Source organism: Acinetobacter sp. V91_7 (assembly GCF_031799075.1).
Taxonomy (GTDB): Bacteria; Pseudomonadota; Gammaproteobacteria; order Pseudomonadales; family Moraxellaceae; genus Acinetobacter; species Acinetobacter calcoaceticus.
The window spans coordinates 220,455-236,478 of sequence record NZ_JAVQNT010000044.1; the positions used below are offsets into that span (position 1 = coordinate 220,455).

The 16,024-nt window shown below is 37.8% G+C and carries 16 protein-coding genes; 9 read left to right on the forward strand and 7 right to left on the reverse strand.

What is annotated here, in order from left to right:
* Positions 1-2 precede the first annotated feature (2 nt).
* The gene (tolB, locus tag RMB03_RS19205) at positions 3-1,283 is read left to right on the forward strand and encodes a Tol-Pal system beta propeller repeat protein TolB (RefSeq protein WP_080027605.1); all 1,281 of its coding nucleotides are present in this window, start codon (positions 3-5) and stop codon (positions 1,281-1,283) included.
* A 27-nt stretch (positions 1,284-1,310) separates the two neighbouring features.
* A complete protein-coding gene (gene pal / locus RMB03_RS19210) occupies positions 1,311-1,871 on the forward strand; it encodes a peptidoglycan-associated lipoprotein Pal (protein WP_311077270.1) in 561 nt (186 codons plus the stop codon).
* Between the two features lie 58 nt (positions 1,872-1,929).
* On the opposite strand, the gene RMB03_RS19215 is transcribed toward pal, so the two are convergent.
* The gene (locus tag RMB03_RS19215; RefSeq protein WP_003650227.1) at positions 1,930-2,115 is read right to left on the reverse strand and encodes an NF038105 family protein; all 186 of its coding nucleotides are present in this window, start codon (positions 2,113-2,115) and stop codon (positions 1,930-1,932) included.
* Positions 2,116-2,299: 184 nt separating this feature from the next.
* On the opposite strand from RMB03_RS19215, the gene RMB03_RS19220 reads away from it, so the two are divergent.
* The 5 genes from RMB03_RS19220 (at position 2,300) to RMB03_RS19240 (ending at position 5,570) form a co-directional block, all read left to right on the forward strand.
* On the forward strand, positions 2,300-3,271 hold the full coding sequence (locus RMB03_RS19220; protein WP_017391832.1) for a class 1 fructose-bisphosphatase: 972 nt from the start codon (positions 2,300-2,302) through the stop codon (positions 3,269-3,271).
* Between the two features lie 59 nt (positions 3,272-3,330).
* On the forward strand, positions 3,331-4,107 hold the full coding sequence (locus tag RMB03_RS19225; protein WP_056481512.1) for an RNA methyltransferase: 777 nt from the start codon (positions 3,331-3,333) through the stop codon (positions 4,105-4,107).
* Positions 4,108-4,266: 159 nt separating this feature from the next.
* On the forward strand, positions 4,267-4,881 hold the full coding sequence (locus tag RMB03_RS19230) for an RNA polymerase sigma factor (RefSeq protein WP_005045802.1): 615 nt from the start codon (positions 4,267-4,269) through the stop codon (positions 4,879-4,881).
* Positions 4,871-5,191, forward strand: coding sequence for a hypothetical protein (locus RMB03_RS19235; RefSeq protein ID WP_004643705.1), 321 nt, complete (start codon positions 4,871-4,873; stop codon positions 5,189-5,191). The genes RMB03_RS19230 and RMB03_RS19235 overlap by 11 nt, the downstream gene beginning before the upstream one ends.
* Complete coding sequence (locus RMB03_RS19240; protein WP_004790640.1) at positions 5,181-5,570, forward strand: DUF3106 domain-containing protein; 390 nt, start codon at positions 5,181-5,183, stop codon at positions 5,568-5,570. The genes RMB03_RS19235 and RMB03_RS19240 overlap by 11 nt, the downstream gene beginning before the upstream one ends.
* 105 nt (positions 5,571-5,675) lie before the next feature.
* Here the strand turns inward: RMB03_RS19240 and RMB03_RS19245 are convergent, their stop codons facing one another.
* From RMB03_RS19245 to cxpE, 4 genes are all read right to left on the reverse strand, one after another.
* Positions 5,676-8,096, reverse strand: a complete 2,421-nt coding sequence (locus tag RMB03_RS19245; protein WP_311077271.1) for a CSLREA domain-containing protein — start codon at positions 8,094-8,096, stop codon at positions 5,676-5,678.
* 15 nt (positions 8,097-8,111) lie between these two features.
* Positions 8,112-9,962, reverse strand: coding sequence for a rhombotarget A (gene rbtA, locus RMB03_RS19250; RefSeq protein WP_231762735.1), 1,851 nt, complete (start codon positions 9,960-9,962; stop codon positions 8,112-8,114).
* Between the two features lie 335 nt (positions 9,963-10,297).
* A complete protein-coding gene (gene hda, locus RMB03_RS19255; protein WP_132068756.1) occupies positions 10,298-10,996 on the reverse strand; it encodes a DnaA regulatory inactivator Hda in 699 nt (232 codons plus the stop codon).
* A gap of 20 nt (positions 10,997-11,016) precedes the next feature.
* On the reverse strand, positions 11,017-12,210 hold the full coding sequence (gene cxpE, locus RMB03_RS19260) for a chloramphenicol efflux transporter CxpE (protein WP_311077272.1): 1,194 nt from the start codon (positions 12,208-12,210) through the stop codon (positions 11,017-11,019).
* Between the two features lie 135 nt (positions 12,211-12,345).
* Between cxpE and purM the strand changes: the two genes are divergently transcribed.
* Positions 12,346-13,416, forward strand: a complete 1,071-nt coding sequence (gene purM / locus RMB03_RS19265) for a phosphoribosylformylglycinamidine cyclo-ligase (RefSeq protein WP_056481524.1) — start codon at positions 12,346-12,348, stop codon at positions 13,414-13,416.
* Entirely contained in the window at positions 13,413-14,042 is a 630-nt protein-coding gene (gene purN, locus RMB03_RS19270) for a phosphoribosylglycinamide formyltransferase (protein WP_311077273.1), read from the forward strand. The genes purM and purN overlap by 4 nt, the downstream gene beginning before the upstream one ends.
* Before the next feature lie 69 nt (positions 14,043-14,111).
* On the opposite strand, the gene RMB03_RS19275 is transcribed toward purN, so the two are convergent.
* Both RMB03_RS19275 and sppA read right to left on the reverse strand, forming a co-directional pair.
* Positions 14,112-14,921 (reverse strand): alpha/beta fold hydrolase, encoded by an 810-nt coding sequence (locus RMB03_RS19275; protein WP_080027613.1) that lies wholly within the window; start codon positions 14,919-14,921, stop codon positions 14,112-14,114.
* A gap of 21 nt (positions 14,922-14,942) precedes the next feature.
* Positions 14,943-15,959: a signal peptide peptidase SppA gene (gene sppA, locus RMB03_RS19280; RefSeq protein WP_005038834.1), complete on the reverse strand. Its 1,017-nt coding sequence runs from the start codon at positions 15,957-15,959 to the stop codon at positions 14,943-14,945.
* Positions 15,960-16,024 lie beyond the last annotated feature (65 nt).

Genomic DNA, 16,024 nt, shown 5'->3' on the forward strand with positions numbered 1-16,024 from the left:
TTATGAATACGAGCCGCAAACACCTGCTATCTTTAGCATTGATCACCGCATTAAGCCCTCTAGCTCCTACAACTGCTTTTGCCCAGTTATATCTGGAAATTGCTAAAGCACCAGATCAGGCACCTAAAATTGCTATTGTCCCGTTTAATAATGACAATGGGCTCTCTCCTATTGTTGAAACTGACTTAAATCGTTCTGGACGCTTTACAAGCTCATCTAAAAATTTACCTGCTAATGCTGCAATCAATCAGATTCAAGCTTCTGACTGGCAAGCTGCCGGAATTCCATATGTAGTTACTGGACAAATTAAACAAACAGCTACAGGTTTTGAAGTTCATTACCAACTTTATGATGTACAAAAGCAGCAATACATTTTAAATGAACTTTTAAATGTACCTGCTTCACGTATACGTCAAGCTGGCCATATGGTAAGTGATGCTATTTATCAGGCACTTACAGGCATTCCGGGTGATTTTAGTGGCCGTATTGCGTATGTACTCAGAAATCCGGCAACTCCTGCAGAACGTTATACTTTACAAATTGCAGATACGGATGGTGAACAACCAAAAACTGTTTTGTCATCTCGTGATCCAATTCTTTCACCAGCATGGACACCAGATGCTAAGAAAATTGCTTATGTTTCATTTGAAACCAAACGTCCAGCAATTTATTTACAAGATTTATCTACAGGGACACGTGAAGTACTCACAAGCTTTAAAGGCCTAAATGGCGCACCGAGTTTTTCACCTGATGGCCAATCAATGCTATTTACAGCATCTATGAATGGCAACCCTGAAATCTATCAAATGGATTTATCAACTCGCCAAGTCAAACGTATGACAAACGACTCGGCAATTGATACTGAAGCACGTTATACACCAGATGGAAAATCGTTTATTTTTACTTCTGACCGTGGTGGTTCTGCTCAAATCTATCGTTATACCTTTGCTGATGGCTCAGTAAAACGTCTAACGTTTAAAGGTTCATTTAATGCACGTGGAACTTTAAGTGCAGATGGCAAAAAGATTGCTCTTGTTCATCGCCCAAGTGGCAGCAGTTATAAAGTTGCAATTCAGGACATTAATACTGGCATCACCAATATTCTTACCCCAACCAGTTTAGATGAATCACCAAGTTTCTCACCAAATGGGCAAATGGTGGTCTACGCAACTCGTGAAGGCAACCGTGGCTTGTTGTCTATTATGTCTACTGATGGACGTTTCCGTATGAATTTACCAAGTGAACAAGGTGAAGTACGTGAACCGGCATGGGCACCAAAATAACTTTTAATTCCATTGATGGAGATGATCATGAAATCAATCAAATATTTAGCTTTACCCTTTCTTTGCGTAGCACTTGTGATGACAGGTTGTGCTAGCCGCAAACCGGCAGCGACTACAACAACTGGTACAAATCCAAGTACGGTAAACACTTCTGGTTTAAGTGAAGATGCAGCATTAAATGCTCAAAATTTGGCAGGTGCTTCATCGAAAGGTGTGACTGAATCAAATAAAGCTGCTTTGGCTAAACGCGTTGTTCATTTTGATTATGACAGCAGTGACTTATCTACTGAAGACTATCAAACTCTCCAAGCTCACGCACAATTTCTTATGGCAAATGCAAATTCAAAAGTTGCTTTAACTGGTCATACAGATGAACGTGGTACACGTGAGTACAATATGGCTTTAGGCGAGCGTCGTGCTAAAGCTGTGCAAAGTTACTTAATTACCAATGGCGTAAACCCACAGCAACTTGAAGCTGTAAGTTATGGTAAAGAAGCTCCTGTTAATGCAGGACATGATGAATCTGCGTGGAAAGAAAACCGCCGCGTTGAAATTAATTACGAAGCAGTACCTCCTTTATTAAAATAAAGAATACGCATAAAAAAACGCTCATATTTTTATGAGCGTTTTTTTATAACAACAAAACTTAGGAAGATTTCTTTTCTTCTTCAGAATGTTGCATCGATTCAATCAAATCATGCTTATTAAAATCTTTATATTCAGGTTTTGCCTCATAATCTTTCCAAGCATCCTGAACATTCTCTTTCGAAATTTCATCTAGATTGATTGGTTCACCTGCCGTTGGGGTCGCATCAAACTTCTTTGTTGTCATTTCGATTCTCCTAAAATATACAGTCCGTTGTTATATAATCAACATACCATTTAAAATGGGATCTGTAAGCATAAATCCAACACAAATAAAGTAAGATAATTTTTATTTTGTGCCATTCTCATCTAGAATATGCCACGTATTTATCTGACTCATTTTGATGCTTGAAGCACAGGAGCTATTTTCTATGTCCAACCTCACCTTGTCCCAATTTTTAGAACAACAAAAAGGGAATCTAACACCGGAGTTGGCTCAAGTCATCGATACTATCGCCACAACCTGTAAAACTATCGATCAAGCCTTACAAAAAGGTGCGCTCGCTGGTATTTTAGGAAGTGCTGGTAATGAAAATGTTCAAGGTGAAACACAGAAAAAACTTGATGTGATTTCTAATGACTATTTAATCGATGCATTAAAAGTTCATCCTCAAGTAGGTGGTCTTGCTTCTGAAGAGCTTGATGAGTTCACACCAGCCCAAGAAAATGGGAAATATCTGGTTTTATTTGACCCATTAGATGGCTCAAGTAATATTGATATTAATATGTGTGTAGGTACAATTTTCTCTATTCTGCCGGCAAAAAATGCGGTAACACAAGCAGAAGATTTCATGCAAGCTGGTACACAGCAAGTTGCTGCGGGTTACGTACTTTATGGCCCATCAACCATGATGGCTTTAACAGTGGGAAATGGCGTAGCATTCTTTACTTTAGACCCAGAAACTCAAACATTCTTGCTCACTACTGACAATGTTCAAGTTGCAGCAGATACTCAAGAGTTTGCAATTAATGCTTCTAATCAGCGTCATTGGGAAGATCCTGTAAAACAATATATTGATGAATTACTTGCAGGTAAAACCTCTGTTCGTGAAAAAGATTTCAACATGCGCTGGGTAGCATGTATGGTGGGTGATATTCACCGTATTTTATGCCGCAGTGGTATTTTCCTTTATCCATACGACTTAAAAGATCCGACAAAAGCGGGTCGCTTGCGTTTAATGTATGAGGCGAATCCAATGAGTATGCTCATTGAACAAGCTGGTGGTGCATCAACTACAGGCCGTGTTCGCATTTTAGACATTGAACCAACAGAACTTCATCAACGAGTTCCTGTGATTATTGGTTCTAAAAATGAAGTTGAACGCGTAACAAGCTATCATTAATAATTTTAATTACTTAGGGCATCATAGTATGATGGTGCCCTTTTGTTGGATATTTCCTTATGGCTGTTATTTTTTTAGAATCAAAAGACAATGCAAAAATTAAACATTTGCGTGGATTAATCGAACTTAGTAACGCCCGAAAAAAACACCAACAAACAGTCCTTGAAGGCACTCACCTTTGTTTAGCTTGGCTACAGCAACAGAAGAAGCTTTTCTCTTTATTTACGACAGAACAAGCATTAGAACACGACGATTTAAAAGAAATAATCGAACTGCATCAAGGTCATATCTTTGTTATTAGTGAAGTTTTATATAGAGATTTAAGTACTTTAGGTACGAGTCTGCCTTGTTTAGCTATTATCGATTTGCCTAAAACTGCATCAACGATCGATTATAACGTAGATACTTTAATTCTGGAGAATATCCAAGATCCTGGTAACGTAGGCACCTTACTACGTTCAGCAGCAGCAGCAAATATTAAACAAATTATTTGCACACAAGGCTCTGCATCACTTTGGTCTCCGCGAGTTTTAAGAGCAGGTATGGGAGCGCATTTTAGCTTACATTGTTTTGAAAACTTCCAACTCACAGATATTCTTCCAAAATTTCCTATTCCAGTTTTTGTTACAAGCTCACATCGCTCAACAAGCCTCTATTCACAAGATCTTTCTAAACCCTGTGTATGGATTTTAGGAAATGAAGGTCAAGGTGCTAGTGATTACGCATTAGATCACGCACAATCAGTGACTATTCCTCAACCAGGTGGACAAGAGTCATTAAACGTAGCAATTGCAGGATCTATTTGTTTTTTTGAGATGGTTCGTCAACGCCAATAAAACGTTAATTTATTTTACATCTCACATATTTGTGAAAAAAATCAATTACACTAGTAAAAAATAGCCGATTGTTGTCAACCTCCCACCTCTTTTCAACGTTATATAAGAGATATATTGAAGATAAGGTGGGTATGTCCAATGACAGGATTTTCCATCTCCATGGATTTAGCACCGAAAAAGTCTCGATCGGAAACATCTAGTGCTCATGCAAGCACGGCTGAACAACGCCTGAAAGTTTTCATGCAAGATGTAACTGGTCGTGCTTTGGTGATGATGGAGAGTGCTACCCAAGGTCAACAAGGTATTGCAATGGATTTGGTTCAAGAAGCATTTATTGCTTTACACAAATCTTATGCCGATAAAAGTACAGAAGAATGGTATCCCCTGTTTTATACGATTTTAAACAACAAACTTCAGGATTGGCGCCGCAAAGAATCTCGTAGAGCAAACCCATTTTCATTCTTCAAAAAAGTTAGTCTGGACAATGACGATGATGAAATCATTGATGTAGTTGATGAAAAAGCCATTAATCCTGCGGATTTTCTCGATCAAGCAGTAACTATCGAAGAAATTCGAGAAGCGATTTCAAAATTACCTGTTCGTCAACAACAGGCATTTATGTTACGTGCGTGGGAAGGTTTTGACACACACACAACAGCTCAGATCATGAACTGTACCGAAGGTAGTGTAAAAACCCATTATCACCGAGCAATTCAGGGACTTAGAGAGTACTTGGCCCATTTAAATCCCTTGGGAGGTTCTGATGAATCATGATGATTTCACTAAAAAGGTGACGTCTAAACTTGATAGTTTGGCACATCACCATAAAAATAAAACAGTGGTCATGAATCATGTGCTTGACCATATTCAACAAAAACCAGCCTCTTTTTATAGTGTCTGGAAAATGTCTGGTTTTGCACTTGCAGCAGCGATCACAGGTTTTGTAATTTTACCTAATTCAGCAGATATTGTTGATAAGCCACAAAATCAAGTGATTGTAAATCCTAAATTATCCCCCCAAATGGTGGAAGATTTAGAAATGCTAATGGTCTTGGGTGAGGATAAAGTACAACATGGCAGCTAAAAAATTAGCTCTTATCCTTTGTTCATTAAGTTTCTTGCAAACCAGTTTTGCAGGTTTTGAACGATTTTGGATTTTTTCTAAAGATGCCAATACACAAGTTGATGACACATGGAATGCCCTTTCTGAAGAGGAACAACGTGCAGTTATTAAACGTTACCAGAGCTTAAAAGAGTTACCAGCGAATCAAAGTACGAACCTACAGCAACGTATGGACTGGTTTACTCAGCTCCCCGATGCTGAAAAAGAAAAAATGCGTGAAGCATGGCAAAAAATGAGTACACAAGAGCGTAATGATTTACGTCAGCGTATGCTTAAAGCAAATGGTGAAGAAAGGACAGCTATTCGTGAAGAATATATGAATAAGTATTTAGAACATTAAATAAGTATGTGAAGTTCACACACCGTGAGTTTCATGACTTATATAGGTTCTAGCTCTAATTTCCATAAAAAAGCCTCCAATTGGAGGCTTTTTATTTTATAAGAATTACTTACGATAGCGTCTATAGACCACTAAACCAAGTAAAGATGCTATAGATAAAATTCCTAAGCTACCACCACCGCCTCCACTACTACCTCCAGCAGCAGTATTACTGCTAACCAAACTTAGAGTACCAGCATTTGAAATCTTATTATCAGCGTCATATACGTAATAAGTTAATGTATCATTGAAGTTATTAAAACTATTTTTAGCCTGAATATAAATATTACCACCATAACAAGTATTATCCTTATCATCACCTGGGCAAGGACCCTCTCTATCGGCCTTCACGACCGTAAAAATTCCATCTTTTGAGCTTTTACTTGGTAAATAGATAGGCAAGTCTGCAAACTGAGGTTTATTTGGCTTTGTAATAAGTGTATTAGCTGGACCATCCCCATCATCATTCGCATATTTAAGTAAATTTAATGGAATTATTTCATTTGCTAAATATTGGAATATGACCTTACTATCACTTGCTACTGGCGCAATATTGTCAAATTTGGCCTCTAACAAACCTGTTGACTGGATAGCCCCATCCTTAGTACTTACGGTATATTTACAGTAATTATTGTCACCAGCTGTCGTGGTTAAATCATCTAATCTATAAAAAATAATTTGCTGTAAAGCTGAGTTCCACTCACATTTAAGTACTTTTTCTTCCTTATCTTTAATGTTATATACCTTATCGTCGATTAGACCAGTCCCTATTGTCTCGACTTTAATATTGTAATCCGTACTATTAAAAAATTTTAGAAGATGATTGCTATCTTCATTTGGCAAAGGTAAACCATTTGCCTTCAAATCAATATAGATAGCTCGATATTTTGCATTTGCTTTAGTTTGATCGAGAAGATTTTTATAATTTGCAAAATCTATTTTTAAGGCGTCCCACAAATATGAATAAAGTGGATTAGTGAGATTTTTTTCTGCAGTATCATATTGTGTTTGATATCCCTCAAGTAAAGTAGTAAGTGATTCATTCCCCAAACCTCTTAAATCACCAGCAGTCAATTTCATTAATTCTACAGAACCTATATCACAGCTATTACGAGCAATGTTGTCTGGCTGATAATATAATTTATTAGTTGGGCGTCGAGCTAAACCACGTTGATCTATATCAGCACATATAGCTTTACCCTCAGGGTCTACATCTATTAAATCTTCTTTTCCAGCAGCTAACAATGGAAAATAAAGTGGTAAAAAACCTGTTACTGCTGTAGCTTTTTCATGGCGCTCAAGTAAAGAGCTAAATGGAACGCCTGAAATATCAATTGTCTTATTGGCCGAAGAAAGTACTTCTTTTGGTAAATCACATTTATCAATGTTATTACTTAAATTGAGTGCGTTAAAAGATAATCTAAGACCAGTGTTTTTCAAATCTGCTGCTGAGCCTGCTAAATATCGACAAGCATAACCAACTGGGTTGTATCCAATTATATTAAAATTTAACTCTTTCCCACCTAAACTATCATAGAGAAAAGTAGTATGCGCATTGTTCTCGACAATAGTATTATTTTGTAGTTTTAAACTACTTCCACCACTTAAAATGGTTGATGGATTCGTTGTACTACCAGGAATCGCATCTCCTGTAAATTTTAAAATCACTCCATTTACAGTACTTGCAATATTTTGAGCAATTGTATTAATTGTAAAAGTGGCTTTCGGTTCACCACAAAATTCAAATGTACTAGCCGAGTTACTTGAGCCATTCTTGATAATACTTGAAGATGTAAAAGCAACTTCTCGTTTGGCATATTCAGTACCATTAAGACAACTCATTGCAAACACACTACCAGTAGTCGCCTGATTACCTTGTAGCAAGGAATGGCTTATCGATAGGTCTACCTCATTGCCACCAAGAAAGACAGCTCCACCTTTCGGTGCTTGCGAATTCAAAATTTGTGTATTTAATAAGGTAACATCGCCACCCGCATAAATAGCCCCACCTTGATTTGAAGCCATACCATTTTCTAAAATAATATTTTGTAAAAATAAGGCTTTTTGATTTTCTGCTGTATTAAATATACGTGACTTACCAGCCGCATTAATACGAGTTTGAAGAAGAGGTAATGCAGGATAATCATTTGTTAAGACATTCTTTTCTGACCAAATTTTATCTTGCTCACGCTCTCCATAACCATAAATAGAAATATTAGCATTTGGTACTAACTCTTTATTTAAAGTATAAGTCCCTGCTTTTAGTTGAATTACCTGATCGGCATCCAAACTAAAAACAGTACATCCATAGGCGGATTTACGAGTTTCTGCAACTTTAATGGCTTCTCTTAATGAACATGCATTCGTATTTTCACCATCTTCATCAGCAAAAGTTGTAACCTCAATTCTTTTATTTGTGGTATCCGCAAAAAGTGGCATATTTGCAAGCACAGCTAATGCTAATAATGCTTTTTTATAATTTTTCATAGTCCTCATCCCTGATTATGACTTGAAACGGCGTAAAGCAATCAAACCTAATAAACTTAAAATAAAGCCGCTACCAACACTACCTCCACCTCCAGCACTCACAGATTTGTCTTCAATTCCAGATAAAGGGTCCTGAACAATTCTTGTCGGGATAGTGATATATTGAAACTCTACGCCTTCATTAAAACGAGAAATACTCGTAACAACCTGTATGCTAAAAATATCTGCACCATGCCAGTTACCGTTTGGCGTATAAATTACATTTCCATTTTGATCTAGAGTTATAGTGCCTTTAGAAATTGGGGTGTCTGTACTTTGTTTAATTCGAAGACATCCAGGTTGCCATTCTTTTCCATCAGCCCGCTCACCAAACAATCGCTTACACGTAGCAGGCGTAACCAAATCTGCTTCACTTAGAGACCCCATAATATTAAATTTTGCAACTTGCCCGTATCTAATATCTTGACCTACTGATGATATCTCTGTATCTAAAATATATTCGATTGCACCAAGATCACACAGCTCATCATAACCACTACGTTTTTTCCCACGTTGATCAACAGTTTCACAGCTTGCTAATCCAACTGATGTGCCGTCACTATATAAACGACCTTTATTAATAATTAAGGAGTCAGCTAAAGTATTATAACTTTCTAACAGTCGAGGTTTAAAAAAACCTAGGAAGCTATCTTTAGGCGTACTAAATGGGCATAGCAACCCTTCTTTTGCTGTTACATCACAGACACCTTCATCTGTAGTTCCTGCAATTAATTTTTCATTATTAGGATAGATAATATTTGGAAGTTTTGAGGTCGCGTTCCTATTACATTCTGCTGTAACTAAATTACTTTGTATGATTGCTTTATCCGCAGTACCAGCCTGACAATTGATTGTATTCCCAACTAAAATACTATTTGAAATAGAAGCATTACCTTGGGGGGAATCTAGAAATAGCCCTTTGTCATTTTTGATCATGGTAATGTTATTTACAAACATTCCATCTCGAATATTTGCAATAAAACCTACTTTATTGTGGAAAAAAGTACTGTTACTCAATCCAGTAGCGCGCTGACTTAAGTATCCACCTGTACTTGCATCATCAAATTTATTTGCATTAAAAAAAAGTGATCCAGCTGCTGAACTAGCTTCATTGTCTCGAATCACAGACTGCGTGACTAAATACAAAGGCTGCTCGCTATAAATTACTCCACCTTGTGTTGCTTTATTATTTTGAATAAGAGTATTGGTAATAGTGACGAAACCATAAGTCTGGCCACTTTTTGTGACAAGCCCTCTATTATAAATTGCTCCCCCTTGAGCTGCATATCCATCGATTAAACGAGAGTTTTGGATCTTCAACATTTCATGATTATCGATCAACCCACCAGTGACGGCTTTAGATTTTAAACCAGCACCTTGTAAGTTAAGATCAGTTAGCGAAACAGAAATCGATGCTTTTTCAACACTTGCATCATCAACTATAAATAATCCATCTGTACCAATCATTTTTATTGTAGCGTTATGCGAACCTGGTTGATCAGTATCAACTAATGTAGAATCATTTTTCGCAGTACTAATTATTAAAGGAGCCGTAATCGTTATTTTTTCTTTAAGTGTATACTCTTTATCCCTTTGCAGAATAATATTTGTTGAGTCACTACCAGTACATCCATGATAACCATTTTTTACAGAGTCAACTACTGAAGAATTGGTTGAATTACGTTTATTCAATAACTCTACAGCTTCGCGTAATGTACATAAACTATCATCTGCATTTTCATCAACTAAACTTGTGACTTGAATATCGGCAGAATAAGCGTGTCCAGCAGCAGCCAATAAAGCAAAAGCAATGCTCCGTTTGAGCATACCCATCTCCTTACATCTTTTTTCATTTTTTTTGTCAATATTGCAAAATTTTCACTTTTGCAATCGCATCCTTTGTGCGTACTTTGTCACAGCAAGTAGAATTTCTCAAGACATTTTGGTCGGTCTATAGAGTCATTTTTGAATCAGATTACAAAAAGCTTCATACATTTAAAAAACTTTTTTAAATACAAAAATGTGAATCATTAAAAATTAGAAAGAGATTTAAAAAGATATATAGGCCAGTGCTCTAAAATTAGAAATCTTGTGCCAGAGACTCTATTTTTAATAGGTTTTTATAAATTTAGGCAAAGCAATAAACCAAAATGAAAGAATATCTATTGTTGATATTCATCAATCAAAGCATAAATTTGTCTTAACGTTGCATTCGAAAGTTTTGTTTTTTCGCCTTTGAGTAATTTTTCTAATTGGGCAACTGTCTGTAGCAAAAGAGAAGCTTGATGAGGACCATGCAGCAATAAATAGTCAACAATTTGCTGATCAAAATGAATACCACGTCTAGACATTACAGATGTCACCAAAGCATAGCGGTCCGCATATAAACTTCCACTCGGCACTTTAACACTAACAGCTTGCGTAAGTCGTGATTGTAAATCTGGTAATTCCAACTTTAATTCGATAGGCGCTACACGCGAAGAAAATACCAACTGCCCATCGTGATTATTCATTAAATGAAAGACAGCTTTTTGCCAATGAGGAACTCCACTAATCGATTCAATATCATCCAGAGCAACAAGGTCATAATGCTCTAAAGAAGTAATTGCTTCGATAGGAGCATCAAGAAGTTCAAGCAAAGAAACTTTAATTGCAGATTTGCCTATTTCTAAATAAGAGTCACAAATTGCCGAAAGTAAATGACTCTTACCTGTCCCTGCCCCACCGTAGATATAAAACCTACTGACCAGACCAGCATGTAGTTGACGCACAGCATCAACTACATTCCCCCAACTTGGTCCCGAGAAATCACTGATTCGGGCATCAAGTTGAGGTTCTATATCCAGTTGGAGTTGACGCATATATCGAATTAACCTTGAAATTATTTCTGGTCAGATGGTTTCAGTGTATCTGTATCTTGCTGTGTTTTAACCTCAAGATCAAGCTTAGTGCTTTCGGTTTCTACATGAATTTGCTTAATATCACCTTGTTGTATGACTAACGCAGACGGTGAAGCATAAAGGGAGCTTCTTTCATAGTTATCTCTTAAGTGTTTCAACAACACCACAATAACAGCCGCAACAGGCAATGCAATTAACATTCCCAAGAAACCTGCAAGCTGTGCACCTGCTAATACTGCAAAGACAACTGCTACAGGAGATAGACCAATTTTATCGCCCAGTAAGAATGGCTGTAGAATATAGCCCTCTACCGCTTGGCCAATCATAAAAACTACACCAACGAGTAATAAATGCATCCAGTCCAATCCGAACTGGAACAAGCTTGCGATAACCGCTGCAATAATACCTACTGCAAATCCTAAATAAGGAATAATACTGGCTAGGCCAGCCACCATACCAATAATAAGACCAACTTCCAAACCAATGAGCTGCAAACCAACTGCATATACTATGCCTAGCAATAGCATGACGAGAAACTGACCTTTAACAAATGCCCCTAAAACACTATGGCATTCGCCAACGATCTGTAAAGTATTTGCTTCATATCGACGTGGAATGAGACGACGTAAGTTCTGTAACATACGTTCCCAGTCTAGTAAAAAATAAAAAGCAATAATTGGAATTAAAACAACTGTTCCACCAATTTGAATAAAATTCAAACCAGACTGGGCCAACTTTAATAACACTGACTGAATACTATCGGCACTATAATTGGTTTGAACATATTCCATCACAGCTTTAGACATCTGCTCTGTGTCAATTTCCATTGCCTGTAGATTAAAAGTTGAAGATACCCAAGGCAAAAAGGTCGCGTTAATCCAGTGAATACCAGCTGGAATACTATCTCGGGCGTAAACCAATTGTTTCCAAATTAGAGGAACCAAATACCACAATGCGATGGTTAGGGTTACGCCTATTCCTATAAACACCACGCTAATTGCTAACCAGCGAGGCAACTTGATTTTTACCAGAACATCAACAAGAGGACTGAATAAATAAGCCAGGAAAAAAGCGCCGATAAAAGGAATGACTACAGGCTTGAGTAAGTACAATACCCATACCAGCAATACAATACCTGCGAGTAAAAAAATACGGCGCAGTATACGATCTTGCATAAAATCTAGCCTTTTTTGATTTAATCGTTATAAATGAAAAAATATTTTTATTAAAGATAGCATTTTCGAGCATAAATAACATAAGAGTTTCGTATATTCAGGTTATAATCTGCCGCCAATGCGGAGACTTCATTTATGAGCAACTCAACTTCTACCCCAAATACCGGTTTAAGCTATAAAGATGCGGGTGTCGACATTGAAGCGGGCGACGCACTGGTCGATCGTATCAAGTCAGTCGCTAAACGTACAAGTCGTCCTGAAGTAATGGGCGGACTTGGTGGCTTTGGTGCACTATGCAAAATTCCTAAAGGTTATGAAGAGCCTGTTTTAGTTTCTGGAACCGATGGTGTAGGAACTAAATTACGTTTGGCACTTAATCTTAATCGTCATGACACAATCGGCCAAGATCTTGTGGCTATGTGTGTAAACGACCTTTTAGTTTGTGGTGCAGAACCATTATTCTTCCTTGATTATTATGCAACTGGTCACTTAAATGTTGACGTTGCTGCAAATGTTGTTACTGGTATTGGTAAAGGTTGTGAGCTTGCAGGTTGCGCACTTGTAGGTGGGGAAACCGCAGAAATGCCAGGCATGTATGAAGGCGAAGATTACGATCTTGCTGGTTTTGCTGTTGGTGTTGTTGAGCAAAGTAAAATTATTGATGGCTCTAAAGTAAAGTCTGGTGATGTGCTTATTGGTGTTGCATCAAGTGGCGCTCACTCAAATGGTTATTCATTATTACGTAAAATTTTAGACGTTAAAAATGTTGATTTAACTCAAACGATTGATGGCCGTCCTCTTGCTGATGTAGCAATGGAGCCAACTCGTATTTATGTAAAACCAGTTCTTGAGCTATGTAAACAAGTTGATGTACATGCTATGGCACACATCACTGGTGGCGGTTTACCAGGTAACTTACCACGTGTATTACCAAATGGTGCACAAGCTGTCATTGATGAAGCTTCTTGGGAATGGTCTGAATTATTCCAACTCCTGCAACGCGAAGGCAATGTAGAACGCTTTGAAATGTACCGTACGTTTAACTGTGGCGTAGGTATGGTCATTGCTGTTGATGCAAATGATGCACAAAAAGCAATTGATGTGCTTAATGCTCAAGGTGAAAAAGCTTGGAAAATTGGACACATCCAAGAAAATGCTGAATCAGTGGAAGGTGCAGACGAAAAAATTCGTGTGATCTTTGCATGATAAAAATTGCTGTTCTAGTCTCTGGGAACGGCAGTAATTTACAAGCCTTGATAGATGCAAATCTATCAGGGCAACTTGTAGGTGTACTGTCTAATAAAGCAGATGCTTATGCCCTAGAGCGTGCTCAAAAAGCCAATATTGCTACGGCTGTTATTTCCCATAAAGACTTTCCAACGCGTGAAGTGTTTGATGAAGCAATGCATCAACAACTCTTGGCTTGGCAAGTGGATGTAGTTATTTTAGCTGGCTTCATGCGTATTTTAACTCCCACCTTTGTCAATAAATGGCAAGGGAAAATGCTGAACATACATCCCTCACTTCTTCCAGCTTACAAAGGCGTGAACACTCATCAACGTGTTTTAAATACAGGTGATCGTTTACATGGTTGTACCGTACACTTTGTAACTGCTGAACTAGATTCTGGTCAATCAATTGCCCAATCCGCTATTTCAGTTAAAGAACATGATACTGCCGCTTCATTAGCAGATCGAGTACATACACTTGAGCACTTTATCTACCCACAAGTAGCAGAGTGGTTATGTAACGGTCAACTTACATGGAAAAATGGCCAAGCCTATTTCCGTGATCAAATTCTTAAACACCCTATTCGTTTTGCAAATTGGTAAAATATTTTACTTAAAAGCAAAAATAAAAAAAGGACATGCCAGCATGTCCTTTTTTTATACGTTTAAAAATTAATTTGGCTGAGTATGAATCAATTTCTTTATAGAGTTCACTGTATCAATAGGATGTTCTAGAGGGAACATATGTCCCCCTTCAACCACGGTAAACGGAATTCCCATTTTTCGCTTTGCCATTTGAGGAAAGCCTCTTTTTAAGAAATCACTTCCTTTACCCACAACTAAATGCACAGGCATCTTAGGTTTTGGCATTGGTAGCCACCACCAAGAAGGATTTTTCCGAAAAATTGCAACTTCATCTTCACGAGAAATCGTTAAAGTAACTCCACCTCGGACCGAATCTTCTTTCAAAGCATAGTCAATGTAAGCTTGAAAACAATCTTCATCAAAATCTTTATAAAAGCCTTTAGGACGCAGTAATTCGGCCGCCTGTTCTCTCGATTCCCAATGTTCACGACGACGTGCAGATAAGCCTGCTGGTGTCATCGCATCAACTAATTTAGGACGAAATAATTTTGCCATATGAAAAGCAAATGAATATCGTCCTAAAATAAGAGGAGGATCTAACATAATCACTTGAGAAAAGAGTTCAGGACGCTGAAAAGAGGCCATCAAAGTTAAAACTGAACCAAGAGAATGCCCAAGTCCAATGACTTTACGTCCTTTCGCCTGCCGTACAATACTATCAATCACCTGATCAACCAAAGAAGGCCAATGGTTAGTCACAGGATAACGTTTATCAGGACCAATCAGGGGAACATAAATAATGTCATATTCCCCTTTCAACTGGTCAAACAGTTTTTGATACACTTTTGAGGGTACGCCATTCGCATGAGCAAAGTGTATAACTGGTTTCATTGACATACCGCTATCCTAAAACAGATTTTATTGTAATTTTGCGCTTTGACGAGTCTGCACTTCTTGAGCAATAGATTCACTTACCCCTTGCCCTATCTGTGCACCCATACGACCTAAAATTGATTGTAATGGGTTACGCTCAATTGTGTAGTCAACTTTATTATCAAGGTTTAGTTCACGCATCAAGCTCGTAATGTTACCTGAACGGTCAGCAACTCCTAACTGGATTGCTTGGTCACCAGTCCAGAACAAACCAGAAAAAATAGCTGGATCATTCGATTTCAAACGCTTTCCACGCCCTTCTTTAACTGCGGTAATAAAGTGAGTATGAACATTATCAAGAACAGATTGAATGTGCTGCTTTTGTGCAGGATCAATCGGTTTTGTCATACTTAAAATGTCTTTATTCGTTCCTGCTGTTAAAGTGCGATCTTCGATACCAAGTTTCTGAGCTAAACCAGTAATCCCATAGTTAGGCATGATGACACCAATTGAGCCCACTAAACTCGATGGATTGACAATAATCTCATCTGCAGCAGAAGCAATATAGTACGCACCCGATGCACCCATATCACCAATAACGGCGTAAACCTTCTTATCAGGATGCTGTTTTTTTAAATAACGAATTTCCTGCCAGATTTCATCAGACTGAACTGGAGAACCGCCAGGTGAGTTAATATTAAGTGCAACAGCTTTACTATTTGATGCCTCAAAAGCACGCTTAAGCGCTTTATTGGTATCTTCACTATTCACAGATTGATTGCTTGAAGCATCAATAGTTCCAATAATATCTACCACTGCCAGATGAGCACTGCTGCTACTCACAGCAGATCCTTCTTTACTGGTTGAGCAGCCTTTACCCATGAGTACAATAATGAACAATAGATAAATAAAAGTTAATGTTTTAAAGAAGATACCCCAACGGCGGCTACGACGCTGTTCCTCTACAGAGGCAAGCACAGCCTTCTCGAGAATTTGCCATTCTGGTCCATTTTGTTTAGGGATTATAGGTTCATTTTGTGGTTTTGGCGGCCAATCGGACATAAAATTCCAATCCAAATTAATCTAAAATGATGTCATTATATACGTTGATTTGATAAAAACTGTCT

Coding starts and splice junctions, on each gene's coding strand:
- tolB (WP_080027605.1), top strand. CDS start 3: ATGAATACGAGCCGCAAACACCTGCTATCTTTAGCATTGATCACCGCA.
- pal (WP_311077270.1), top strand. CDS start 1,311: ATGAAATCAATCAAATATTTAGCTTTACCCTTTCTTTGCGTAGCACTT.
- RMB03_RS19215 (WP_003650227.1), bottom strand. CDS start 2,115: ATGACAACAAAGAAGTTTGATGCGACCCCAACGGCAGGTGAACCAATC.
- RMB03_RS19220 (WP_017391832.1), top strand. CDS start 2,300: ATGTCCAACCTCACCTTGTCCCAATTTTTAGAACAACAAAAAGGGAAT.
- RMB03_RS19225 (WP_056481512.1), top strand. CDS start 3,331: ATGGCTGTTATTTTTTTAGAATCAAAAGACAATGCAAAAATTAAACAT.
- RMB03_RS19230 (WP_005045802.1), top strand. CDS start 4,267: ATGGATTTAGCACCGAAAAAGTCTCGATCGGAAACATCTAGTGCTCAT.
- RMB03_RS19235 (WP_004643705.1), top strand. CDS start 4,871: ATGAATCATGATGATTTCACTAAAAAGGTGACGTCTAAACTTGATAGT.
- RMB03_RS19240 (WP_004790640.1), top strand. CDS start 5,181: ATGGCAGCTAAAAAATTAGCTCTTATCCTTTGTTCATTAAGTTTCTTG.
- RMB03_RS19245 (WP_311077271.1), bottom strand. CDS start 8,096: ATGAAAAATTATAAAAAAGCATTATTAGCATTAGCTGTGCTTGCAAAT.
- rbtA (WP_231762735.1), bottom strand. CDS start 9,962: ATGCTCAAACGGAGCATTGCTTTTGCTTTATTGGCTGCTGCTGGACAC.
- hda (WP_132068756.1), bottom strand. CDS start 10,996: ATGCGTCAACTCCAACTGGATATAGAACCTCAACTTGATGCCCGAATC.
- cxpE (WP_311077272.1), bottom strand. CDS start 12,210: ATGCAAGATCGTATACTGCGCCGTATTTTTTTACTCGCAGGTATTGTA.
- purM (WP_056481524.1), top strand. CDS start 12,346: ATGAGCAACTCAACTTCTACCCCAAATACCGGTTTAAGCTATAAAGAT.
- purN (WP_311077273.1), top strand. CDS start 13,413: ATGATAAAAATTGCTGTTCTAGTCTCTGGGAACGGCAGTAATTTACAA.
- RMB03_RS19275 (WP_080027613.1), bottom strand. CDS start 14,921: ATGTCAATGAAACCAGTTATACACTTTGCTCATGCGAATGGCGTACCC.
- sppA (WP_005038834.1), bottom strand. CDS start 15,959: ATGTCCGATTGGCCGCCAAAACCACAAAATGAACCTATAATCCCTAAA.